The sequence below is a fragment of the Rhodobacteraceae bacterium M382 genome, from assembly GCA_025141015.1.
GTDB classification, from domain to species: Bacteria; Pseudomonadota; Alphaproteobacteria; order Rhodobacterales; family Rhodobacteraceae; genus Aliisedimentitalea; species Aliisedimentitalea scapharcae.
The window spans coordinates 3,748,919-3,772,981 of sequence record CP081098.1; the positions used below are offsets into that span (position 1 = coordinate 3,748,919).

Annotated in this window: 18 protein-coding genes and 1 tRNA gene; 9 read left to right on the forward strand and 10 right to left on the reverse strand. The window is 58.8% G+C overall.

From position 1 onward, the window contains the following. Window positions 1-6 precede the first annotated feature (6 nt). The 6 genes from K3727_17430 to K3727_17455 form a co-directional block, all read right to left on the reverse strand. Window positions 7-1,122 (reverse strand): FAD-binding oxidoreductase, encoded by a 1,116-nt coding sequence (locus K3727_17430; GenBank protein UWQ90528.1) that lies wholly within the window; start codon window positions 1,120-1,122, stop codon window positions 7-9. Continuing rightward, on the reverse strand, window positions 1,119-2,513 hold the full coding sequence (locus tag K3727_17435) for an NAD(P)/FAD-dependent oxidoreductase (GenBank protein ID UWQ90529.1): 1,395 nt from the start codon (window positions 2,511-2,513) through the stop codon (window positions 1,119-1,121). Before K3727_17435 ends, K3727_17430 begins: the two co-directional genes overlap by 4 nt. Then, window positions 2,500-2,811, reverse strand: a complete 312-nt coding sequence (locus tag K3727_17440; protein ID UWQ90530.1) for a (2Fe-2S)-binding protein — start codon at window positions 2,809-2,811, stop codon at window positions 2,500-2,502. The genes K3727_17435 and K3727_17440 overlap by 14 nt, the downstream gene beginning before the upstream one ends. 78 nt (window positions 2,812-2,889) lie before the next feature. Then, on the reverse strand, window positions 2,890-3,882 hold the full coding sequence (dctP, locus tag K3727_17445) for a TRAP transporter substrate-binding protein DctP (GenBank protein ID UWQ90531.1): 993 nt from the start codon (window positions 3,880-3,882) through the stop codon (window positions 2,890-2,892). Between the two features lie 44 nt (window positions 3,883-3,926). Next, window positions 3,927-5,225, reverse strand: a complete 1,299-nt coding sequence (locus K3727_17450) for a TRAP transporter large permease (GenBank protein UWQ90532.1) — start codon at window positions 5,223-5,225, stop codon at window positions 3,927-3,929. Continuing rightward, window positions 5,218-5,694 carry a TRAP transporter small permease subunit gene (locus K3727_17455; GenBank protein UWQ90533.1) on the reverse strand — a complete coding sequence of 159 codons (477 nt, stop codon included), beginning with the start codon at window positions 5,692-5,694 and terminating at the stop codon, window positions 5,218-5,220. Before K3727_17455 ends, K3727_17450 begins: the two co-directional genes overlap by 8 nt. A 146-nt stretch (window positions 5,695-5,840) precedes the next feature. On the opposite strand from K3727_17455, the gene K3727_17460 reads away from it, so the two are divergent. The 5 genes from K3727_17460 to K3727_17480 all read left to right on the forward strand — a co-directional run bounded on the left by K3727_17460 (window position 5,841) and on the right by K3727_17480 (window position 11,378). Next, the gene (locus tag K3727_17460; protein ID UWQ90534.1) at window positions 5,841-6,755 is read left to right on the forward strand and encodes a LysR family transcriptional regulator; all 915 of its coding nucleotides are present in this window, start codon (window positions 5,841-5,843) and stop codon (window positions 6,753-6,755) included. Between the two features lie 140 nt (window positions 6,756-6,895). Next, window positions 6,896-6,973, forward strand: a tRNA-Arg gene (locus K3727_17465). 148 nt (window positions 6,974-7,121) lie between these two features. Next, complete coding sequence (gene betC, locus K3727_17470; protein UWQ90535.1) at window positions 7,122-8,615, forward strand: choline-sulfatase; 1,494 nt, start codon at window positions 7,122-7,124, stop codon at window positions 8,613-8,615. 138 nt (window positions 8,616-8,753) lie between these two features. Then, a complete protein-coding gene (locus tag K3727_17475) occupies window positions 8,754-9,368 on the forward strand; it encodes an XRE family transcriptional regulator (protein ID UWQ90536.1) in 615 nt (204 codons plus the stop codon). 45 nt (window positions 9,369-9,413) lie between these two features. After that, on the forward strand, window positions 9,414-11,378 hold the full coding sequence (locus K3727_17480) for an FAD-dependent oxidoreductase (protein ID UWQ90537.1): 1,965 nt from the start codon (window positions 9,414-9,416) through the stop codon (window positions 11,376-11,378). A 21-nt stretch (window positions 11,379-11,399) separates the two neighbouring features. Here K3727_17480 and K3727_17485 read toward each other — a convergent pair whose 3' ends face one another. Then, window positions 11,400-12,050 (reverse strand): 3-oxoacid CoA-transferase subunit B, encoded by a 651-nt coding sequence (locus K3727_17485; protein UWQ90538.1) that lies wholly within the window; start codon window positions 12,048-12,050, stop codon window positions 11,400-11,402. Next, on the reverse strand, window positions 12,050-12,703 hold the full coding sequence (locus K3727_17490; GenBank protein ID UWQ93441.1) for a 3-oxoacid CoA-transferase subunit A: 654 nt from the start codon (window positions 12,701-12,703) through the stop codon (window positions 12,050-12,052). Before K3727_17490 ends, K3727_17485 begins: the two co-directional genes overlap by 1 nt. Window positions 12,704-13,116: 413 nt before the next feature. On the opposite strand from K3727_17490, the gene K3727_17495 reads away from it, so the two are divergent. Next, on the forward strand, window positions 13,117-13,839 hold the full coding sequence (locus K3727_17495; protein ID UWQ90539.1) for a haloacid dehalogenase type II: 723 nt from the start codon (window positions 13,117-13,119) through the stop codon (window positions 13,837-13,839). Window positions 13,840-14,130: 291 nt separating this feature from the next. On the opposite strand, the gene K3727_17500 is transcribed toward K3727_17495, so the two are convergent. Further along, window positions 14,131-16,527, reverse strand: coding sequence for an FAD-dependent oxidoreductase (locus tag K3727_17500; GenBank protein ID UWQ90540.1), 2,397 nt, complete (start codon window positions 16,525-16,527; stop codon window positions 14,131-14,133). A 3-nt stretch (window positions 16,528-16,530) separates the two neighbouring features. After that, window positions 16,531-17,154 carry a cupin domain-containing protein gene (locus K3727_17505; protein ID UWQ90541.1) on the reverse strand — a complete coding sequence of 208 codons (624 nt, stop codon included), beginning with the start codon at window positions 17,152-17,154 and terminating at the stop codon, window positions 16,531-16,533. Window positions 17,155-17,213: 59 nt separating this feature from the next. On the opposite strand from K3727_17505, the gene K3727_17510 reads away from it, so the two are divergent. The 3 genes from K3727_17510 (at window position 17,214) to K3727_17520 (ending at window position 23,887) form a co-directional block, all read left to right on the forward strand. Beyond that, window positions 17,214-18,395, forward strand: coding sequence for an aromatic ring-hydroxylating dioxygenase subunit alpha (locus tag K3727_17510; GenBank protein ID UWQ90542.1), 1,182 nt, complete (start codon window positions 17,214-17,216; stop codon window positions 18,393-18,395). Further along, on the forward strand, window positions 18,392-19,627 hold the full coding sequence (locus tag K3727_17515) for a Xaa-Pro peptidase family protein (GenBank protein UWQ90543.1): 1,236 nt from the start codon (window positions 18,392-18,394) through the stop codon (window positions 19,625-19,627). Before K3727_17510 ends, K3727_17515 begins: the two co-directional genes overlap by 4 nt. A 393-nt stretch (window positions 19,628-20,020) precedes the next feature. Beyond that, on the forward strand, window positions 20,021-23,887 hold the full coding sequence (locus tag K3727_17520) for a tandem-95 repeat protein (GenBank protein ID UWQ90544.1): 3,867 nt from the start codon (window positions 20,021-20,023) through the stop codon (window positions 23,885-23,887). Window positions 23,888-24,063: the final 176 nt, after the last annotated feature.

A 24,063-nucleotide genomic window follows, 5' to 3' on the forward strand; every position in this document is an offset into this window, starting at 1 on the left:
GTTGTGTCAGAGGGTTTTTCGGTCATATCGGTCAATGCGAAACGCATTCAGGTCATAGGGGGTCGCACCGGTCAACACCAGATCGGCCATGACCTGTCCCACGATCGGGCCCATCTGGAACCCATGCGCGGAAAAGCCAAAGGCGTGATAGGCATCCGAGGCATTCACCGCTGGGCCGATCACTGGAAGATTGTCGGGCATATACGCCTCAAGCCCCGCCCACATCCGGTTGATTGACGCGGTTTTCATGATCGGAAAGAAGTCGATTGCGGTTTTTGATGCAACGGCCAATTTGGCATAATCCAGCCGGGTTGTGTTGTGGTCGCGATCGGCAAAGCCCTTGGCCCCGCCACCGATCAGCACTGTGCCGTTCTCAAACTGTTTGAAACTCAGCTGCCGGCTGACGGCCCCGACGACAGGCCCGGCAAAATGCGGCAGGCGTGCGGTAATCATCAGCATCGGCGCTGCATGGCTGAGCGGGACATGGTCCCCGATCATCATTGCCACCCGATCGGCCCAGGCTCCGGCGCAATTCACCACCCTGGCCGCCTCAAAGGTGCCGGTTGGCGTGCGCGCAATCCAGGTCGATCCGACCTGTCTGAGGCTGGTCAGCTCGGCCCCTTCGACAACCTGCGCACCGTGGCGTTCAGCAGCACGACGAAAGGCCGACGTGGCCTTGTAGGGGATCGCATGGCCATCCAGTTCCGAGGTCACGCCGCCGACACAGGAAGGATGCACATGCGGCAGCGCGGCGCGCAATTCATCGCGATCAATGATGCGTTCGTGGGCGTATCCAGCGGCGCGCATCCGGATCTCGCGGGCCTTTAGCGTTTCGATGTCGGTTTCGTCAGCTGCGATATTGATCAACGTCTTGCGGCGAAATCCGGTGTCTTCACCCAGCGTTTCATCCAACGTCTGCCACATCTCCATCGACGCCTTGGACAGGGGCACTTCGGCCATGTCGCGTCCCAACAGGCGCACACCGCCTGCATTCACCCCCGAAGCGTGGCGGGCGACATAATCTTTCTCCAGAACAATGACCGACGCGCCCTGCCGTGCCAGGTGAAAGGCCGTCGCACAGCCTTGGATGCCGCCGCCGATGATCAGGATATCCGCATTCATTCCCCTGCCTCCGGCGTGATGGTCTGGAACCGGCTGAACTCTTCCAGGCTCAGCAATCTTTGGGGGCTGCGCAGCCGGAAATACCCGACATCACCGATGGGTTCACGTCGCCATTGCGCCAACAGACCACTGACAATCGGACCACATTGCCGCCCTTGACACGGGCCCATGCCACAGCGGGTCAAAGACTTGAGCGCATTGGGATCGCGGGCACCGGCGTCGAACCCGTCCCGCAGCGCCTGCACGCTTTGCTCTTCGCAACGACAGACCAATGTGTCCGGCTCCTGCGGGACGCTCAGCGCAGGCACCGGCGCATAGAGCCGGTCGACAAAACCACGGAAGGATGCCAGGTGCCCCAATGCTGCGCGGTCAGGGCGGGCCCACCGATCCCGATCTGCCACCGACACTTCGCCTAGGCGCATCGCGATATTCATTGCGGCCAGCCGCCCCGCCGAGCGCGCTGCATCAGCCCCAATGATCCCGGCCCCATCACCAGCCACCGACACATGCGGGGTCGATGATTGACCCCAGTCATCAGTTTTGACCTGCCAGCTCTGTTGTGCCTCGTTCCAGATGTGATCCAGCCCCATGGCACGGGTCATATTGGTTTGCGGGACCACGCCGTGGTGCAGGAAAACATGCTGTGCAGCAATCTGTTGCGCCCCCTTGCTGTCAAAGGCGAGCCCGCTGGCACGCCCCTGCCCCAGCACCCGCAAATTGGTGGCGGATTTGAACATCGGCACCCGCGCGGTCTTGATCTCGCGCAATAGCCCCAATCCTTTGCGCAGCATCGGCCAAGCACGCAAAGCTGATGGCCCATACGGCAGAGCGGACAAATAGTTTTCATGCGGCGTGGTATCCACCACCGCCGCCACCGGAACGCCAAGGCGCAGATATTGCGCGACAATCAGGTAGAGCAACGGCCCGGATCCGGCGAACACCGCATTCTCGGCCACAACCGCATCAGATTTCAACATCACCTGCGCCGCCCCGGCAGTCATCACACCGGGCAGCGTCCAGCCCGGGATTGGCATCGGGCGTTCCATGGCACCTGGGCACATCAGAATTTCGCGGGCCTGTAACTGGCGGGTTTCGCCATCGTGAGAAAAAAGGATCGTGCCATCTTCGCCCACATGCCAGACATCGGCCCCGGCCATATGGGTCACACCTGAGCGTTCGAATTCGGCAATCAGACCGGCACCATCGGTATAATCCGGCCCCAACACCCCCGCATCAGTCAAGGGGCTGTTGGCTGCCGCGCGAAAGATCTGTCCCCCAGCACCTGCGCCACGGTCCAGGACCACCACACGCAGACCGGTACCAGCCAGCAAGACGGCCGCGCTCATCCCGGCAGGGCCAGCGCCAATGATTGCGCAGTCAAAAATCATCAAGAGGGGCCTCGGTGGTTTCGGTAATCTGTTGGGTTTCAATGATCATTCCGTCACTGATACGACGCAGGCAGGCCTGTTGGTTGGGCAACCCATCGACCTGGACCAGACATTCAAAGCACACACCCATGGCGCAATAGGCGCTGCGGTCTTCGGCGGACAGGGCGGATTTGCGTGTGGTAATCTGCCCGGCCAATGCCATCGTTACCCAGACGGTCTGCCCCTCGGGGGCGGTGATCTGTTGACCATTGACGGTCACGGTAACTGTGTTCTCAGGTGTGCGGCGTAGCGACATGAACATCGGACATTCCTTAATCAACAGGGGGGAAAGGGCGAACCGGGAGGTGCCCGCCCTTTCCAGTGTCGCGCATCAGGGAGCTTACTGCGCGATTTGGTCGAGGATCGATTGCCCCCAGTCCTGGCCCACGTCTTCCAGAACCTGTGGCCATACCTGGGCACGGACATGATCAGCGGTGGCGGCCAGTTCGGCGTCTGTCAGCGCGACGATCTTGGCACCATTGTCGGCCAGTTTCTGTTCAAACGCGCCCTGATCCGCCTCGGCAGTGGTCCAGCGGGTGGCTTCGAATTCCAGCGCGGCGGCTTCCAGCGCGGCACGGTCGCTATCGCTGAGATCGGCCAAAGCGCCGGAATTGACGATCATGTACCAGACTTCGAAATGGGTGTTCACCGGCACATAGGCGGATGTCACATCGCGGAATGACGCGTAATACCCTTCGGCACCGGATCCGACGACACCGTCAACCACCCCGGTCTGCACCGCTGTGAACGCTTCGGAGAACGGAATGGGCGAGCTGATATAGCCCAGCGCATCGGCCGTTAGCTGAAAGCTTTTGATGCCAGGAACGCGGACCTTGATGCCTTTGGCGGCCAGCGGGTCGCCGGGTGAAACCGGATCGGTGTGCAACGCAACACCGCCGAAATACACCGGATAGGCGGCCAGCATGGTGATATCCTGCTTGGCGTAAAGCTCCTTCATCGCGCCGTGGATGGCACCACCGGGGCCATAGATTCTTTTGGCTTCGGCCCAGTTGGCGGCCACATAGGGGAACGCGCTGATCTGCATCCGGCGATCCACGGCGGTCGCGGCAGGCTGCACGGCCATGTCGATAGCACCCACCGAAATGCGTTCCTGCACCGACGTGTAATCGCCCAGCGCCGAGGCCGGGAACAGCTTCAGATCCAGCGAGCCGCCGGTAGCTTCGGACACATTGGCGGCAAAGGCGCGCAATTCATTGTCGATGGTCGCGCCCTGTGGGCGGATATGGCTGAGTTTCAGCGTATCAGCGGCGGCAATCCCGGCAGTGGCCAGCACAGCTGCGGCAAGGCAGGTGGATTTCAGGAAATTCATCATGGGTTTTCTCCTCCAGAGGTATGTGATGATGTGAGTGGTGGTATTCAGTAGCCAAAGAAACGGGGCAGCCCGAGCGACAGGTCCGGCCAAAAACTGGTCAGGAAAACGACCGGCAAATAGCCCAACAAGATCAGGGTCATGGCGGGGCGAATGACCTTGGTCACCGGCACCTTGCCGATGCGTGCGCCCAGATACAGGATCGACGCATAAGGCGGGGTCACGCCGCCCATCGCGGTGTTGACGCCCATGATCGCGGCGAATTGCACCGGGCTGACCCCGATGGCCTGCATCAGCGGCAACAACAGCGGCGCGATCAGGATGATGGCGGTGACATCATTGACAACCATGCCCACCAGAAACAGCAGGATATTGATCAGGATCAGCAGGATCATCTTGTTATCGGTGATCGCAAAGATGGCTTCGACCAGCGCCTGCGGGATGCTCTCCAACACGAACATCTGGCTCAGGATCATGGAAAACAGGATCATCAGCATGATCGCGCCCACGGATGTGGCGGCCTCGCGCCCTGCCCCGAGGAATGTTTTAACATCCAGACCCCGATAGATCAGGAACCCCACGGGGATCGCATAGATCACTGCCACGGCGGCGGCTTCGGTTGGGGTCATGATGCCGCCATAGATGCCGCCCAGAATGATCACCGGCATCAACAACGCCGGGGTCGCCTTGAATCCGCGGCTGCTGGCTTCGGCCACGAAGGCCGCGCCTTTGGGCGGTTCATTCAGTTTCAGAGGAAACTTGCGGGCCATACGGATGTTGACGATGGAAAACGACAGCATGATCAACAGACCGGGCCCCAATGTGGCCAGGAAGCAGGCCAGGATCGACGTGTCCGTTACCCAGCCATAGACGATCATGGTCACCGATGGCGGGATCAACAGCCCCAACAGGGACGCATTGGCGATCAGAGCAGTAGCATATTCACGGGGATAGCCCTGTTTCTCCATCTCCGGGATCAGCAGCGGACCGATGGCCGCGACACCCGTCAGGCCCGAGCCAGAGATCGCACCGATCAGGGCACAGGAAACGGTCGCCACCACGCCCAGCCCACCGCGCAGATGGCCGATAAAGATATTGACGAAGTTCAACAGACTGGCAGCGATGCCCGACACGGACATGATCGTTCCGGCCAGAACAAACAGCGGGATGGCCAACAGCACCGGGTTGCCCAATTGCTGGAACCCCCAGAGCATATTGCCCTTCATCACCACATCGCAGAGGTAATACATCACCATCAACCCGGCGCCAAAACAATAGGGCAGCGGTACACCCAATGTCAGCAGAACAACCAGGATCAGGACGGCAAGGAGAGCAATTTCAACCATCAAAACGGTCCTTTGCAAAAATCGTGCGCAGATGGGTCAGCAGGTGGCCGACGGTGAACAGCATCATCAGGATCAAACCGGCAACCAGCGCCATATCCACCCAGAACGTCGGCAGATACAGCGTCGGGCTTTCGCGCCAGACGCGATGCGAGTATTGGGCAAAATCCCAGGCCCAATAGGTCAGCCACACCCCGATGATCAGGCTGATCACCTCGCCAATGGCGGCCAGAATTTGATGCTGGCGATCTGTTGTCAGGAAAATTTCCAGCACATTGGCCCGGATATGCGTGTTCTCTCGCGACGCATTGACCGCCCCCAGAACGTACAGCCACAGGGTCGGGAACAGCAGGCTTTCCTCTAACCCCATCACCGGGATTTCCAGAACATATCTGGTGATCACCTGCACGAACTGACCCAGCGCCACAACGCAGATCAGAACAGTCAACAGGATGCTTGCAAAGCGTGTCATGAACCCCTCCAACAGATGCGCAATACGGTGCTGCGCGGTTCCCGGAGAGGGTCACGACGGGACAGTATAAAGTCAAAATGATAAAATTGATTACTAAATAGAGTTGCTTTATGGCATGAAAGAAACCTCAAGGAATTCAAAGCGCCATGAACCTCAGTTTTCGCCAACTTCAGGCCTTTCGCGAAGTGATGCGCACCGGATCCGTGTCAGAAGCCGCGCGAATCTTGGGCCGGACCCAACCCGCCGCCAGCGCCCTGATCGCCAATCTGGAAGGCGAATTGGGGCTGGCTCTGTTTCGCCGTCAGCGCGGAAAACTGGTTCCCACCCCCGAGGCGCGGTATTTTCTGCCGGAAGCCGAAGCAATCCTGGACCGGTTGGCGCTGTCGACGCGCACCATGCGCGAAATCGGAGAACTGTCGCAGGGCCGACTAAAGATCGCCTGCATGCCTGCCGCCGCCCCGGTGATGATGCCGCAATTGGTTGCCGAATTTCTTGACGACAAACCGGACGTCAGGGTTTCGCTGATGATGCGGGCGTCATCGGTCATCGAAGAATGGATTTCATCCCAGCAATACGACATTGGCCTGTCAGAAACCCCCAACCCGTCTGGCGCATTGGAGACCGAAGATTTTCGCCTGGCGTGCGTGTGTGCCCTGCCCGCCGATGATCCGCTGGCCCACAAGGAAGACATCACCGCGGCCGATCTGGATCGGCGTCCCATGGCCGCCCTGCAGGACGGACATCCGAATCTGATAGACACCCAAAGAGCATTCGCAGTGCAAAAGGCCAGATTTGTGCAACGGTTCGAATTGCGCAACTTTCAGCCGGCAATGACGCTGGTCGAGAACGGGTTGTGTGCCTGTATCTGTGACCCGATCACCGCGGCCGGGTTTATCAAGGCGCGTCCAGAGCCCCGTTCAGTCGTCTTTCGCCGTTTCACCCCCAATGTGGAGCTGGCGGTTTCAATCCTGCAACCGGCCCATCGCCCGCCATCAACGCTGGCCACCAGCTTTGCCCAATGTCTGAGCACCGAATTGCACGAAATTCAGAACCTGTTCTGAGGCCCCTGGTTCCAACCCGATGTGGTGCTGTGGTCCTGGGCGGGGGCTGATCCGCTCTAGGTTCAGAAAAGTTTCCCAACCGTGCCTCTGGCGGCGTTGACAATGCGGCTGACGTGTAAGAAATGTGGCCCTGAAAACGCGGGCCGTTAGCTCAGCTGGATTAGAGCAGGGAACTTCTAATTCTCAGGTCGGGGGTTCGAGTCCTCCACGGCTCGCCATTCACCCCAATTGATCCAAAATTTTCCGCCGCGGCGCAGCCATCCGTCATTTAACGCCTTCACAGCGTCCGCGCCCTGTTTGATGATGGCCGCAGCAGCCATGTCCCTGACAGGACATTGCCCTGCGCCACACAGCGGAGAAAACACCATGAGCGCCAGACCAAACATTCTGTTCATTCAGGTCGACCAACTGACCGCGTCGGCGCTGCGTGCCTATGGCGATCAGATCTGTCATGCGCCTACTTTGGACTCGCTCGCAGCAGGCGGGGTCGTGTTCGAAAACGCCTATTGCAACTTTCCGCTGTGCGCTCCGTCGCGATTTTCCATGGCCACAGGCCAGCTCTGTTCGACAGTCGCCGCCTATGACAATGCCGCCGAGTTTTCCGCCGAAATCCCCACATACGCCCATTACCTGCGCGCCGCCGGATATCAGACCGCCCTGTCTGGCAAGATGCATTTCATTGGCCCGGACCAATTCCACGGTTTTGAAAAACGCCTGACAGCCGATCTGTATCCCGGTGATTTTGCCTGGGTCCCCAATTGGGAACACGAAGGCAAGCGCGACACCAATGATCCGCGCGCCGTACGCATTGCCGGTATCTGTGAACGCTCGGTTCAGATTGATTACGACGAAGAGGTCACCTTCAAAGCGGTTCAACATATTTTCGATATGGCCCGGTCGGACGATGATCGCCCGTTTTTCCTGCAGGTCTCTTATACCCACCCGCACGAACCCTATCTGTGCCGCAAGGAATTCTGGGATCTTTATCAGGACGTCGAAATCCCCATGCCCCGCGTCGGGGCCCTGCCCGAACAGGACCATGATCCACATTCTGCCCGGTTGCTGCGCGACTTTGGCATGTTGGGAATCCAGTTCAGTGACGAAGACGTCGGGCGCGCAATCCGCTCATACTATGGATCGATCAGCTATATCGACAGCCTGGTAACCCGGGTTCTGGATGCGCTCAAATCCACCGGTGCCGATCAAAACACAGCCATCATATTCACGTCAGATCATGGTGAAATGCTGGGTGAACGGGGCATGTGGTTCAAAAAACACTTCTTTGAAAAGGCGCTGCGGGTGCCGTTGATCCTGTCAGCCCCCTGGATCACCCCGCAACGGGTCTCTGAGCTGTCGTCGCTGGTTGACCTGCTGCCGACGTTCAATGGAATCGCAGGGATCACAGCCGAGGCCGAGCCATTGGAAGGCGTTGACCTGACCACATTGATCGACCGCGGCAACCCGTCGCCGGGCCGGACTGTCTATGCAGAATACCTGGCTGAAGCGACCCCGGTACCGATTTTCATGATCCGGCAGGGCGCGTACAAGTTCATTTCCTCCTCTCACGACGGGCCAATGCTGTTTGACGTCGATGCCGACCCGGATGAACGCACCAATCTCGCCCACAACCCCGAACACAGTGATCTGCTGGCCGAATTTACCCGGCAAGTATCTGAAAAATGGGACGAAGCCGCCCTGACACGCGACATTCTGCTGAGCCAGAAACGTCGCGCCGTCGTGCGCGCGGCCATGGGACAGGGCCAGAAACAGCGCTGGAACCATGGCGAAACCGGCGCGGACCGGGTTCTGTGGTATCGCGGGGAACAGGGCTACAACGAATGGGCGTTCGACTACATCTGATTCCATCAGACCGCCCCTTTGACCTGAAATCAACCATCCGGCGGGTGTCTCATGACGCCTGCCATATACATTTTTATTGACAAAATTCATGATTGTAAAAATATTGGCACAAATTTTTACAAATCACGGTGTCCTCCTGTGCCCAATCACCACGAAGGTCAGCTGCTGGCCACCCCCCTCGATATCGACACATTGGAGAGCGCGCGACTGGATCCCCGGCTGGGCCAGGAGATCCATGATCTGCGCAAAGCCAAGCGCCTGACGTTGGGCCAATTGGCCACGGCCACGGGGTTGTCCACCGGTTTTATCAGCCAGATCGAACGCGGCCACAATCGCCCGTCCGTCACCGCCCTGTTCAAGATCAGCCGCGCGCTTGGAGTGTCGGTCGGCTGGTTCTTTTCCACGACCATCGCCCCCGGCACCTCAAAGGTCGTGCGTCAGGGAGAGCGCCGCGCGATTGAATATGATGACGGTATCCGGGACGAGCTGTTGACGCCGGGATTGGGGGGCAAGCTCGAGCTTTTGTCCTGTGTTTTTGCTCCCGGCAGCGGCGTGGACACTGTGTATTCTCACGAAGGCGACGAAGCCGGGGTCGTCGTGCGCGGCACGCTCGAATTATGGGTCGGAGACGACCACTACCTGCTGAACACAGGCGACAGTTTTGCCTTTAACAGCGCGACACCGCACCGTTATCGCAACCCTTCTGACACGGAAACCCACGTGATCTGGGCGATCACACCGCCGAACTTCTAATCCAGACCGACCCAATTCCCTACCAGGCACCCTCCCGAGGCACCCATGACAGACAAACATTTCCCCAACCTGTTTTCACCGATCACCATCGGCAACCTGACGCTGCGCAACCGGATCGTGTCCACGGGACATGAAACTCATCTGGCGGAAAAAGGGCGCGTTGGAGATGCAATGATTGCCTACCACGAGGCCCGCGCCCGCGGGGGCGCAGGGATGATCGTGACCGAAGTGGCCTTGGTGCACCCCAGCGCGGTGTTTGTCGCCGATCCGATCCGGATCGACACCGATGCCTGCATTCCGGGCTATCGCAAACTGGCCGAAGTGATCCACAGCCATGATTGCGGGCTGATCGCCCAGCTGTTCCACCCCGGGCGTGAAATGCTGGCCTCCGAAGATGGCACCGCGCCCGTGTCCTACAGCGCGTCGCCCACGCCCAACGAACGGTTCCACGTCCTGCCCCGCCCGATGACACCGGACATGGTTGCCGACGTGATTTCGGCCTATGGCGATGCAGCCGCGCGGATGCAAAGTGCCGGGTTGGACGGCGTGGAAATCGTTGCTTCCCACGGGTATCTGCCCGCACAATTCCTGAACCCGCATGTGAATAAGCGCACTGATGACTATGGCGGATCATTGGACAACCGGACCCGGTTCATCCGTGACATTGCCGCCGACATCCGCGCCAAGACCGGTGATGGGTTCGTTATTGGTTTGCGCCTGTCAGGTAATGAGATGAGCCACGAGGGCCTTGAGCACCCCGAGATGCTGGACGCCTGCGACCGCATCGCGGCAGATCAAATGTTGGACTACTTCAGCGTTGTGGCCGGCTCGTCTGCAACCTTGGCCGGATCGATCCATATCGCCCCCCCGATGTCCGAGGCTGTCGGCTATACTGCACCGCTGGGTCAGGCGATCCGCGAACGCACCGGATTGACGACCATCATCACCGGCCGCATCAACCAACCACAAGAGGCGGACCGCATCATCGGTTCCGGTCAGGCGGACATGTGCGGCATGACCCGAGCGATGATCTGCGACCCTGACATGGGGACCAAGGCGCACCTGGGCGCGGTGGACGATATCCGGGCCTGCATAGGGTGCAATCAGGCCTGTATCGGCCATTTCCACGATGGGTACCCGATTTCCTGTATCCAGAACCCGGTCAGCGGGCGCGAGCTGCGCCTGGGCACCCCCCCGATCCTGAATGGCAAACGACGTCTCATGGTGATTGGTGGCGGTCCCGGCGGGATGAAGGCCGCAGCCGAGGCAGCTGCACGCGGGCACGATGTTACGCTCTATGAACGCGAGAGCCAATTGGGCGGCCAGGCCCGACTGGCCCAGCTGTTGCCCCATCGCGTCGAATTCGGTGGCATCATCACCAATCTGGCGCACGAAATGCGCCGGGCTGGGGTAACGGTGCACAAGGGCACCGAGGTAAACGAAGCCACGATTGCCCAATTCGCCCCCGACGCAGTGATCATCGCCACCGGTGCCACGCCCCGCTGGCCGGATTTCGAGGGCCGGGATGACGCCCATGTGGTCGATGCCTGGCAAGTGCTGCAAGGACAGGCCAATGTGGGCAATTCCGTTGTCGTTGCCGATTGGCGCGCAGATTGGATCGGCATTGGTGTGGCTGAACTTTTGGCGCAAAACGGCCATTCAGTGCGTCTGGCCGTCAACGGGTACATGCCGGGGCAAACCATTCAGATGTATGTGCGCGATGCCAGCATCGGTCGACTGCATAGGCTGGGCGTCGAAACCCTGCCCTATATGCGGCTGTTCGGCGCGGACGAAGACAGCGTCTATCTGCAACATATCATGAGCAACGAACCGGTCATCTGCGGCGGCGTCGATACATTGGTGCTGTGTCAGGGTCATACCCCGGCCAACTCTGTCGAAGACATGATCCGTCGAATGGGGCTGGAACACCATCTGGTCGGGGATTGCATTGCCCCCCGTACTGCCGAAGAGGCCGTGCTGGAAGGGCTGAATGCCGGTCGCGCCGTCTGATACGCCGTCTGACACCTGGTATTAGAGCGACATCTCGGGCACCGTGTCAGGAATGGCCAGATCCGCATCCGTTGCCGCCCGGATCTGATCTACTGACACTCCCGGTGCCCGTTCGATCAGGTGCAGGCCGTCCTCGGCCGGTTCGATCACCGCCAGCTCAGTCACCACCAGATCAACCTGGCGCAACGACGTCAGTGGCAGGGCACATTCCTGTACGATCTTGCTGTGACCCTGATTGGTATGGGTCATCGCCACCACCACCCGCTTTGCCCCGGTCACCAGATCCATGGCCCCACCCATGCCGGGAACGAATTTGCCCGGGATCATCCAATTGGCCAATTGTCCCAACCGGTTGACCTCGAGCCCACCCAGAACCGTCATGTCGATATGGCCGCCGCGGATCAGGCCAAAGCTCATGGCGCTGTCGATGGCCGCAGCACCGGGCACCGCGGTGACAAACCCACCTCCGGCATCGGTCAGGTCCGGGTCTTCCATGCCTTCGGGTGGGCGCGCGCCCAACCCGATCACGCCGTTTTCGGCCTGAAAGAACACCCCCGCATCGGCCGCAACAAAGCCGGCCACCATACTGGGCAAACCGATGCCCAGATTGACAAGGGTTCCGGCACGCACTTCCTGTGCCACACGGCGGGCAATGATTTCCCTGGCTTCCATCAATGCGCCCTTTCCAACAGGTGATCCACCAGCACGCCGGGCGTCCGCACCGCATCCGGCGGGATCACCCCGACCGGAACGATATGTTCGGGTTCGGCAATCACCGTTGCGCCTGCCAGTGCCATGATCGGATTGAAATTCTGCGCTGTCAGCGCGTATTCCAGATTGCCCACATAGTCGGATTGATGCGCTGCGATCAGTGTAAAATCGGCTCCGATGGGCTCTTCGAGCAAAAAATCGCGGCCATTGGCGTGAATGATTTGTTTACCTGCCGCAACCTGGGTGCCCAGCCCCGTGGGCGTCAGAATACCTCCCAGCCCAACACCATGCGCCCGGATGCGTTCGACCAGCGTGCCCTGCGGAACAAGTTCGACCTCGAGCGTACCATCGTTCATCTGGGCCTGTGCTTCGGGGTTCAGACCGATATGAGACACCGTGATCCGGCGACAGGCACGGGCCGAGATCAACTTGCCAATCCCCCGCCCCGGCACAAAGGTGTCATTGGCCACCAACGACAGATCGCGCACCCCACGCGCCACGAGAGCATCAATCAGGCGCAGGGGCGCACCGACCCCCATAAAGCCGCCAATCATCACTGTCGCCCCATCCGGGATCAGCGCAGCCGCCTCCTCGGGTTTCAACGTGGATTTCATTTTGAACATGGTCTTCCCGCAGCAGTGGTTCCGCCCGGACGGGATTGGCCCATCCTGCCCGATCCGGCGCACACGCCGCACATAGGGCTCTCGGGCCTTCTATATCGCACACGCACTGAGCGAGACCAGACCCTTCTGTCCCAGTTGTAGGCTTGGAGTTGTCTTTGGTGTTCTCCGTCCGGCGCGCCGCCGCGTCGAACAATTTGACCTGACAACCAAACCTGCCAAGGATAAGAATGCCGCTGGACGGCTGGCCAAGGCCGGTTATGAAAACGGCATGATTTTCCGGGCCTTTGCCGATGATGTTATTGGCCTTGCCCCACCTATTTGCATCTCCGAAGCAGAGGTCGACCTGCTGATTGCCCGCCTTCGCGCAACCCTGGACACCATTCTGGACGTAAAAGGATAACCCCATGAAACTGTCTGACTTCAAAGCCCTCACATTCGATGTCTATGGCACTCTGATTGATTGGGAAGGGGGCATGATCACCGGTCTGAAACCGCTGACCGACCGGGTGAGCCGCAGCCTGACGCGCGATGACATCCTCGAAGCGCACGCGTTTTATGAAAGCACATCGCAGCGCTTTTCCCCGGCCAAGAAATATTATGAGCTGCTGCCTGTCGTGTATCGCCGTCTGGCCGAAGAATGGGGCGTCGAGGTGACCTGGGAAGAGTGTGAAGCTTATGGTATGTCAGCGCGTCACTGGCACGCCTTTGATGATACGATCAAAGCGCTGACCTATCTCAAAAGGCACTTCAAACTGGTGGTTCTGACCAACACCGACAATCTGACATTCTCGGGCGCGAACACGCGTCTGGGTGTGCATTTTGACGGTGTTTATACCGCCGAGGATGTCGGCAGCTATAAACCCGCGGACCGCAATTTCGACTATATGCTTGAGATGCTCGCGCGTCAGGGGATCGAAAAGGGTGACATCCTGCACACCGCCGAAAGCATGTTCCACGACCATGCACCTGCCAACAAGTTCGGGCTGGCCAATTGCTGGATCTACCGCCGCCACGACAAGGAAGGCTTTGGTGCCACCATGAACCCCGGCGAGATGCCGACATACAACTTTCGGTTCAACAGCATGATGGACATGGCAAAGGCGCATCAGGCAGAACTGGCCGGATAGTCCGGACACCTGCGCGAGTGGCTTCATCCAGTTCGAAAACGAACCCCGACTGTACGACAATGTGGTCGAATACCGTCTGCTCGGCGGTGGCTATGACCACGTGTAAAATTTGTCGTGGGCGGTGTGTCCCAATTCCAGGAGATCCTAGAGGATCTTCTGGAGCGGAACCGCGGGATCGACCCGTATTTCTCCTCCATCGGGATCAAACCGGTGGTCGAAAAACTCAGCGTGCCGATCCCAGATCACGTCAAGACATTGCCGGAAATTGAGCTCCACCCGGGCGGCGCAGTTTCAAGCTTTCAGTCGCGCGTTCTCGGGATCCCAGGGTGCGTCGGCCAAAACCGTGGCAGCAACCTGCTGGCCCAGCAACGACACGGTCAGAACCGTTCCTGATGCCCGCGCCACGTCCACGAGAAAGGCGATGGCCAGGGATTTGCCGACGCAATGCCCATAAGCCGCCGAAGTGATCGAACCCACCAGTTGATCGCCCAGAAACACCGCCTCGCCCAACAGCGCGTCGGTCTGTTCTCCGTTCAGCATCAACAGGGCAACGCGGCTGCGTGGCTGGCGTGCCATCATGGCATCCCTTCCCACGAACGCCTTGTCCGTGGCGGCAAACCGTTCCAGACAGATATCCTTGTGGCTGGCGTCATTGGTCAATTCATGGCCGCCGCGATAGAATTTCTCCAACCGCAGACTGTCCAGCGCTTTGGTGCCAAAGGTCCCGATACCATGGGGTTGCCCAGCCTCCCACAGCGCATCCCACAGCTCTCCCAGCTTGTCGTTCGGCGCGTGCAGTTCATAGGCCAGTTCACCGGTAAAGCTCAGCCGCATCGCCAGCAGCGGCAGGCCCGCCACATTTAGGGACGTGCAGCCCATCCAGCGCAGACAACCGTTTGAGACGTCAGCAGATGTGCAGGCCGCCAGAACCTTTCGCGCGTTGGGGCCCGCCAGACAGAGAATCCCGGTTTCATCGGTAATATTTTCGATCGTCACGCCATCCATCGGCACGCCGCAGTGCAGGGTCAGCCAATCCCAGACCCGGCGCTCGGACGGGGCACCGGTGACAAAATGAAAGCTGTCCAGGCTGGTGCGGGCGATCGTTGCTTCGCCTTCGATGGTGCCCTTGCGATTGAGCAAAAGCGTCAGGCAGATGCGCCCGACGCGTGGCATCCGGTTGGCACAGACAGCGTTCAACCAGTCCTCGGCCCGGGGACCTGATATGCGGAATTTGGCAAAGGCCGAAAGATCCGCCAACCCCACCTGCTGCCGCACCGTCTTGCATTCCGCCGCCGTCTGATCAAAAGCGGAGGTGCGCCGCCAACCTACCGGATCATCGCCATATAGGCGCGGACGTTCCCAGCCGCCTGCTTCTTCGAATACCGCGCCCAACGCTGCTGTGCGATCATGCGCGCCCGAGCGTTTTATGTCCCGGCAGCTGTTCCGCTGATGCTGCGGATAAGGCATCGCCTGTCTCAGGGTATAATCCTCAGTGGCGCGCCGGCGGGCAAAATCAGCGTCCGCCCATAGGCCAAACCGGCGCGGATCGAACGCGCGGGTAGAGATATTGGCACTGCCCTCCACCATCCATTCCGCCAGCGCCCTGCCCGCTCCGGGCCCCCATGCAATGCCGACCGTTGCCCCGCATGCCAACCAATAATTGTTCAACCCCGGGGCTGGCCCCAGCATCATCGCCCCGTCCGGCGTATAGGTGATGCCGCCGTTGACCACCCGTTTGATGCCCCGGTTCATCAACGCGGGCATCCGTTCAAAACAATTCTCCAGCCAGGGGGTGACACCGTCCCAATTCGGTTCGAACAGCGCGTTGACGCTGTCCCAGGGGCAGCCGTCCAACCAGACCGATTGCGGATCCTGTTTGTCGTACAGCCCGATCAACGCCGAGCCCTGTTCACGTCGTACATAGCCACAGAAATGATCGTCGCGCGTAACCGGGATTTCATGCGCCATGGCTTTGAACTCTGGCACCGCATCCGTCACCACATAGTGGTGCAGCATGGTGGTAATGGGCAGATCCAGCCCCACCATATGACCCAGCTGGCGGGCGTGATACCCACCGGCGTTCACCACATGCTGGGCAATGATGGTGCCCTGTTCGGTCTCGACAATCCATTCGCCTGACGGCAATTGGTGCGTCGCTGTCACGCGACAATTGCGCCGCACCTTGGCCCCCATCTGGCGCGCGCCCTTGGCCATAGCCTGGCAGGTCCCCGACGGGTCCACGTGGCCATCATCGGGCGTGTAGACCGCGCCCAATACCCCCGCAGCCTTGACATCATACAGCGGGTTCAGCCGCGCCACCTCGTCCGCGTCGATGATATGCGCGTCCTGTCCGCGGGCCAGTATTGCGTCGCGGATATGGTTAATCCAGTCCATGTGATCCGGGCTGGTTGCGACGCGCAAAGAACCGCAATTGTGCCAGCTGACACCGACATCGGTTTCGGCTTCGATCCTCTTGTACAGATCCACGCCATAGTCATGGATCGACCCCAGCGCCTGCCCGCCCACCATACGGCTGACCAATCCTGCCGCATGCCAGGTTGCCCCACTGGTCAGTTCGGCCTTTTCGATCAGAACGCAATCAGTCCACCCCATATGGGCAAGATGATACAGGACGCCGGCCCCCATATTGCCGCCACCAATCACCACCACGCGCGCGTGTTCGGTCATGTTCTACCTTTTCAGGGAAACCGGCGTATTGGCCCAGACAATCTGTGCCTCCACCTTGCCAGGGTTGTGGTATCGGTGGGGGATATCGGCAGAAAAGCTGAAACTATCCCCGGTTTTCAGATAAAAGACCGTCTCGTCCAGGGTCAATTCGATCTCACCCTTCAAAACCATTCCGGCCTCTTCGCCTTCGTGGGTATACAGATCATCGCCGGTGCTGCCGCCTGCCTCGTAGGTGGAAATCCCCATCGCCAGCTGCCGGTCCAGGCTGGCCGACAAAAGGTGATCTTCGCACCCCATGTAATCGGTTCCGGACAGACCTGAATATGTCAGTTTGCGCCGTCTGTCGGCGCGCACGATATAGGGGCGCTCCTCGGCTGGGGCCGGACCGTCGGTTTCAAAGAACCAGCCCACCGGCACCCCCAGCGCCTCGGCGATCTCTTGCAAGGCCGTGACCGACGGGCGCGCCTGGGCCCGTTCGATCTTGGACAGGAACGACACCGAACGACCGCTCGCTTCGGCCAGATCTGCCAGCGTCATGGACTGCGCCTTGCGCAAGGCCCGCAGATCCTCGCCCAGTTGTTGCAGCGGGTCAATTTTGTCCGTTTTTGAATTTTTCTTGACGTACATGAAAATTTATTGTGCAAATTTTTCCCAGAGTCGCAAGATTCTTTTCAAAGGAGCAACCAATGGACGGTACTTTCCCGGACAGTCCAATTTTGCAACGGGTCAAGGATCTGCTGGGAGAAGACGGTTTTGCCAGGACATTTGCTCCGCTCGAAGAGGCCAGCGGCCTGCCCAATGCGGCCTATTGGTCGGATGAGTGGCTGGCGCTGGAAAAAGAGCATTGCTTTCGCCGGTCCTGGGTGTTTGCGGGCGCGGCGGCCGAATTGCCCGAACCCGGCGATATGAAACCAATAGAGATCGGCGGCGCGCCGCTGATCATCCTGTGCGATCACGACAGACAAATCCGCGCCCTGCACAATGTGTGCCGCCACCGCGGCGCGAAACTGGTAACAGAGCCATGCCAGAAGCGAACTCTCACCTGCCCCTATCACGCCTGGGTTTACGGGCTGAACGGCAAGCTGCGGTCCCGGCCGCATTTCAACGGCCCCAACATCACCGATACTTTCAAGGACGGCGGCGGTGACAAGCTCGACCTGATCGAGGCCCGCTGCGAGGTCTGGAACGGCTGTGTCTTTGTCAATGTTTCGGGGGATGCGGAACCGCTGCTGGACTGGCTGGCTCCGTTGATGGAACGCACACCAGGCTATGACTTCCATGCAATCCGCTGGGCCGGAAAGCTGGAGTTCGAAGTCAACGCCAACTGGAAGTTGGTCTATGAGAACTACATGGAAGGCTACCACGTCTTTGCCGTTCACCCCAAACTGCTGGACTTTGCGCCGATGAACGTGCGCTGGTCCGGCGAATGGGACCGGCATGTTTTCTACAATGACTATGTCTTTCCTGCATTGGGCGAAGGTCGCGGAGACAGCTTGCCGCATTACCCCGGACTGTCCCAGGCAGACGCAAAACGCGGGCTGTGGTTCCTGTGCTTTCCACATTTTGCCGCAGAAGTGTTTCCCGACCAATTCACCGTTTTGGTGAGCTATCCCATCGCTCCGGACAAAACCCGCGAGGAATTGCATGTCTTCCTGATCGGGGACGCTGCCACCTCGGATGACCACGCCACCGCCCGCACCGCGCTGATGCAGATGTGGGACGATTTGAACCGAGAGGATCTGGGTATGTTGGAATTGCTGCAACAGGGACGGTTGTCACCGGCGTATGACGGTGGGCGGCTCAGCCCGCATTGGGAGGGACCCACCCATGACTTTGGTCGCCGGGTCGTGGAAAGGATCCTGACATGACACATTTTGCCGACGAATTGGTCCAATCGGATGATTGGAGCGACCTCAGCCGCTTCAAGGATATGCCCGAAATCGACTTTGACCGGATGCACCGGTATCGCATAGGTCGGATCCGGGATGAATTGAAACACAACGGGGCTGCCATGTGCGTTCTCGTCAGTCCGATCAGCCTGCGCTACGCGGTCGATTATCGCTCTTATGCGCTGTTTCAGTCGCACATCCCCACCACCTATCTGTTTGTCCCCCAGGAAGGGCCGGTGGTGATCCATGGCCTGTATGGTCCGCCACCCGCAATGGTGGACGAAATCCGCCCCAACCGGGCGCTTTCCTATTTTGATGGCGGACCGGTTCTGGGCGAAAGCGCGTCGCTCCTGGCCGATGATGTGGTCAATTTCCTCAGCGAAATCGGCACTGACAACCGTCGTGTCGCTGTTGAATACGTCAACCCATCGCTGACCCTGGCTCTCAATCACCGCGGGCTGGACGTCATCGACGGGGTGCTGATTTCGGAACAGGCCCGCGTCATCAAATCCATCGACGAAGTGGCATGTATACAATGGGCCGTCGACGTGGCCCAGCTGGGCATCGCAAAACTGAAGCAGGCGTTGAAACCGGGGGTCAGCGAGCTGCAGCTCTGGGGGCTGTTGAACTACACCAACCTCGCCAACAACGGCGATTGGCATGATGGCCGGATGCTGGCATCGGGACCGCGCATAAACCCTTGGCTTCAGGAGGCGTCGCCCCGCCGGGTCGAATCCGGTGATCTCGTCGGGTTCGACACGGATATGATCGGCCCCTTTGGCTATTTCGCCGATATTTCACGCACGCTGCATTGCGGCCCCGCCAAACCGACAAAACGACAGCGCGACGTCTATCAGCTGGCAGCAGCCGAGATCGCTCACAACTTGGACCTGGTCAGACCAGGGGTGAGTTTCGCCGAGTTTCAGGACCGCGCCTTTCCGGTTCCCGAGGAATACCGCGAAAACGCCTATACCTGTGTCGTCCACGCGGTTGGCATGTGTGATGAATACCCACGTATCAACCCAGGTTATCGCGGCGCCAACCCCTATGACGGTGTGATCGAATCCGGAATGGTCCTGTGCGTCGAAAGCTATATGGGCGCACAAGGCGAAACCGGCGTGGGTGTCAAACTGGAACAACAGGTGCTTGTGACCGATGACGGGTACAAATTGCTGTCGACCTATCCGCTGGAAGAGGCGTTGATGGAGTAACGCCCCGCCCCCTGCGCGCCAAGGATGGTGCCAGAACCCAGGTCCGCGTGTGATCTGACGGGGTCCGACCGTGCCCTTCTGAGGGCGTGGGGGCGGGTGTTACGCCCAAATTGGGTGCGACACTGGCCGACCACCAAGCCGTCTGTACGCCCAACAAACGCATCCGGGAACCTCTCCCGAAACACCAGACCGGCTTGTTGTCCTTCGCCCAAAGGCAGCAGACAGAAAGCGCTCTGCCCATTCATCACGCCAATCGGCCATCGTCCTTTACCTGGGCCAGCGAAGGTCCCGTATTTACCGCCAAACCGGTGCGCAAATGGCACCTAAAATTGTTTCTTTGTCAGAATCCGATGATCGCCTATAACCGAAACATACTTTCGAAAGGTGTATTTCATGGCAGATCTGGTTCCACGCCTAATTAACAATGGTCGAGAAGGTGATTCCGAAATTCTTGATCCGGTTATTCCGGTTGTTGGGTCCGCACTGCTTCGACCTGAGGAAGAAGGATCGGGAGAGGGCGGAACCGGGGGGCCAGTGGCGGACCGTATTCCTGATGTGCCGGAACCAGACTCTGAACCCGAAGAAGGGCATGAAGGCACCGATGACGCCTGGATTAATGACGCTTTTGGTGCTGATTTCATCGCGCCGCTTCCGGGCCCCTTTGACCCGACCCTGACCGCGCTGCAGCAATCGCAGGTGACGCAATTTGATGATGATTTGGATTTTTCCCTGTCGCCCCAGCCGGTCCTGATCGACAGCTTTGCGGGGAATGACCGGATTATCGGGTCCGTCTTTGGTGACAATATCCAAAGCGGTGCTGGTAATGATACTGTTATGGGCGGCCCCGGTGACGACGAATTGGACGGAGATAGCGGATTTGATATTGCTGTCTACAAAGGGTCGATCCTGCAATATGCCGTCACCCGGATCGATGGGGATGAATTCGACGTCTCGGACATGTCTCACAATCTGAGACACGATTTGGCTCCTAGTGCCCAAAGCGACGGCAGCGATCGAGTTGACGAAGGTACGGATGAACTGGAAGACTTCGAGGCCATTCGCTTTGCCGATTATCTCCTGCGTTTGGATGGGACGAACAACGCCCCCTTTGTTGTGGCTGAAGATCTGGTGATTCCGGAAAACGGACCTGCCCAGATAACCTTCCAAATCTACGACTTTGACGGGGATCCCGTCCTCATCGACAGTATTACGAGCGAAAGCGGCGCGGTGATCACCCCCATTATCCCTACCGGTGATCCGCAGATTCCGACCTTTTTCGGACGGGCCTTTCAGGCCTCCTATTTATACATTCCAAACCCGACCTCCCTGGTCGCGGGAGAATTTGCCGTCGACACGATCACCTTTAGTGTGACGGACACCTTCCCGGCGATTGCCATCCCTATCGGCGGTCCCGCCTTTGTTCCGCGTATACCGCAGACAACGACAGTCACGGTGAATGTCAACATGGTGGGGGTCAATGACCCGTTGACGGCCAACGACGACGTGGCCGCGGTCGACGAAGACAAAACCCTCGAGATCGACGTTCTGGCCAATGATACCAGCGATGGCAACGAGGCGCTTTTTGTGCGCGAGGCCACGGCCGCAAATGGCAGCATCGAGATTCTGGAAAATGGGACGCTGAATTACACGCCTGATACAAATTTCAACGGCGTCGATACGATCACCTATGCAATTTGGAATGGAACCGAAAGCAGCTATACCGATACGGCACAGGTGAGCGTAACCGTTGCCCCGATCAACGATCCGCCAGAGGCTCAGGCAGATCGGGCAAGCACAAACGAAGATGTTCCGGTCAACATTGATGTTCTGGCAAATGACACAGACATTGACGGGGATATTTTGACCGTCCTTACGGCCAGCGCGGCCAACGGAACGGTCAACGTCGAATCCGACAACACCCTGACGTACACACCCAATTTGAATTTCAATGGTCGGGATCAGATCACCTATATGATCAGCGACGGCAACGGCGGCACCGATACCGGATTTGTCGGCGTGACCATCACCCCGGTCAATGACGATCCAATTGGTGTTGACGACACTGTTGCACCAATCCTCGAAGACGGGATGGTCGTCATCGACGTCCTGGCAAATGACTTTGACGTCGACGGCGACTCGCCGCTGGTCATCACCGGGTTCGGCACTCAGCTAGGTGGCGTGGCTGCGCTGACCAATGACGGTCAGATGCGGTTTACTGCTGCCAAGGATTTCAACGGTCCGGCGCAGGTTCAGTATTTTATCAGCGACGGGAATGGTGGCACTGGATCAGCTCTTGTCGATCTTGTGATCACGCCGGTCAACGACGCCCCGACGACGACCTTTGGTAGTATCGTCGCCGATGAGGATGACGGGCTGATCACGATCCAGCTCAGGGATTTTGCCAACGACGTAGACGGCGACGTCCTGAGCTTTTCTGATATCTCCGCAAATCGGGCTGGTACCCTGATCCCGTTCACGATCACGGATGACACCGGCCCGGTCCAACCCTTTGAAAATGGCTTGATCACCTTTGATCCCGAAATCCTGGGCCTGGACAGCGGCGAAAGTGCCCAAACCACGTTTACCTTTACGGTGAACGACAACAGCGGCGATACGGGCAACGACACAGCCACAGGCACCTTCGATTTGACGATCAACGGGGCCGATGAACCCTCTACTCCACCGGTCTTTGACGGCGTTACAAATCTGGCTGTGACCGCCGATGAAGGCGACGGAGCGATCCGCATTCCACTCAGCGACCTTGTTACGGATGGCAGTATCGAAGCGAGAACAGCCAATTCGTTGATCACAAACAATTACCTTGGCCTTGGGATAACGACCCCAAGGTTGTTCACTGTTTCCGAAGGCCCGGACGGGCCGGTTTTGGTGATCGAGCCGGATCAGCTTTACATACAAGGGGGGGAGACCGAACCGTCTCCTCCTGCAGCCGGTGACTCTATCCTGTCCGAAGGCGAGACGGGAATACACACGCTAACCATCGATGTCCTGGCTGTGGACGGGTTCACGACAACGACTGCAACCGTATCGCTGACCCTGGTCGGAGACACACCCGGTGCAGACGACCCAACCAACCAACCTCCGACAGGCGGGGGGAGTTTGGGGGATATCATCGTTGATGACCCGTCAGCGACCACCTTTACTTTCGATCTGGATGCTTTTGCATCAGATGACTATTTCGGAACAGATTCGGCAACAAGCCCGCTGGCCTTTACCATTGGTGATCTTGTTGTCGGCAATGACGACAGCACCTGGACACTGACATCACCAACTGTCACTTTCAACAATACCACAAATGAGGTCACGATCGACCTGGCCGCTATCGACGCCTTGCTGGACGACGACACCAACGGCCAAGGCGTTCTTCACTTCACCATCAGTGACGGCACCTTCACTGTTAATGCCGAGATGCGAGCAAGCTTTGTCGATCCATTGGATTCACCCCCTGATCCTGTGCCCGTGCCCGATGAGTTCATTCTCGATTTCGAAGAATTTTCTTCGGATCCTGATTCAAACATTCAGATCACAGGATCCAAAGGGTTTGTCTTTTCCGGAAATGCCACTGTGGTCGAAACCGACGAAATTTCTGGAGCGCGCACCCCTGGCGGCACAATCAATGGTCAGACCACCGATCCCGGGGACAACATTCTCGTCGCATTGCCTTCGACAATTACCACAAGTGAAACGCTTCTGGATTCGACCGGTGCGCCTGAGCGCGACGAAGAAGGCAACCTCATTGTTGTTGAAACCACTGTGGTCGATGCGGAATTTGCGATCCAAGGGCCGGGCAGCGCGCTCGTAATCGGCGAAAACGGAGCATTTATTGGTTCTGGCTTGGCCGGCGGTACCCCACCGCCGTTGCCCGTTGCTTTGCCAGAAGACGTAGGTCAGGCATTTGACCTGAACAGTCTTTCTCTGAACCCATCTTCGGGTGAGAGCGTGATCGTGACCATGACAACCTACGATTTGGGGGTGACCGAAGTTGTCAGTCCCTTTAATACATCGTTTGCCAGTTTCTACTTGAACCTGGTCGAACGGGATAGCTTTGACTTTACAGTCAATGCCAGCACCCCCGCACTCGAGATCGATTTCGACGACGCCACCCTGCCCGGCGGTATCGCAAACCCCGATCCAACCGTGTTTGATGATCTATATGCGGTCGAATTTACAACCGCTGATGGCACTGCGATTATTTTGGACGATATCTCGCTGTCCCTTGTGTCGGATGCCGTGCCGATTTGATCGCTGCCGATTGCGTGATCAGCAACCCAAAGAGTTGGGGCGTCAACCTATGGTGCCTGTCTGCGTGCGCCGCGCGGTGATCTGACCAACGCAAGGTTTCCAACAGCGGGATGTGCTGCATGGGGCGTCCAGGTTTCCCGTCTTTTTCCTCTGGGTGGCGGAGGCGGGGTAACTTT

Bases quoted from the DNA above. Each gene is read 5' to 3' on its own strand.
- K3727_17430 (UWQ90528.1), bottom strand. From the start codon at position 1,122: ATGAATGCGGATATCCTGATCATCGGCGGCGGCATCCAAGGCTGTGCG.
- K3727_17440 (UWQ90530.1), bottom strand. From the start codon at position 2,811: ATGTTCATGTCGCTACGCCGCACACCTGAGAACACAGTTACCGTGACC.
- dctP (UWQ90531.1), bottom strand. From the start codon at position 3,882: ATGATGAATTTCCTGAAATCCACCTGCCTTGCCGCAGCTGTGCTGGCC.
- K3727_17450 (UWQ90532.1), bottom strand. From the start codon at position 5,225: ATGGTTGAAATTGCTCTCCTTGCCGTCCTGATCCTGGTTGTTCTGCTG.
- K3727_17455 (UWQ90533.1), bottom strand. From the start codon at position 5,694: ATGACACGCTTTGCAAGCATCCTGTTGACTGTTCTGATCTGCGTTGTG.
- K3727_17460 (UWQ90534.1), top strand. From the start codon at position 5,841: ATGAACCTCAGTTTTCGCCAACTTCAGGCCTTTCGCGAAGTGATGCGC.
- betC (UWQ90535.1), top strand. From the start codon at position 7,122: ATGAGCGCCAGACCAAACATTCTGTTCATTCAGGTCGACCAACTGACC.
- K3727_17480 (UWQ90537.1), top strand. From the start codon at position 9,414: ATGACAGACAAACATTTCCCCAACCTGTTTTCACCGATCACCATCGGC.
- K3727_17485 (UWQ90538.1), bottom strand. From the start codon at position 12,050: ATGGAAGCCAGGGAAATCATTGCCCGCCGTGTGGCACAGGAAGTGCGT.
- K3727_17490 (UWQ93441.1), bottom strand. From the start codon at position 12,703: ATGAAATCCACGTTGAAACCCGAGGAGGCGGCTGCGCTGATCCCGGAT.
- K3727_17495 (UWQ90539.1), top strand. From the start codon at position 13,117: ATGAAACTGTCTGACTTCAAAGCCCTCACATTCGATGTCTATGGCACT.
- K3727_17500 (UWQ90540.1), bottom strand. From the start codon at position 16,527: ATGACCGAACACGCGCGCGTGGTGGTGATTGGTGGCGGCAATATGGGG.
- K3727_17505 (UWQ90541.1), bottom strand. From the start codon at position 17,154: ATGTACGTCAAGAAAAATTCAAAAACGGACAAAATTGACCCGCTGCAA.
- K3727_17510 (UWQ90542.1), top strand. From the start codon at position 17,214: ATGGACGGTACTTTCCCGGACAGTCCAATTTTGCAACGGGTCAAGGAT.
- K3727_17515 (UWQ90543.1), top strand. From the start codon at position 18,392: ATGACACATTTTGCCGACGAATTGGTCCAATCGGATGATTGGAGCGAC.
- K3727_17520 (UWQ90544.1), top strand. From the start codon at position 20,021: ATGGCAGATCTGGTTCCACGCCTAATTAACAATGGTCGAGAAGGTGAT.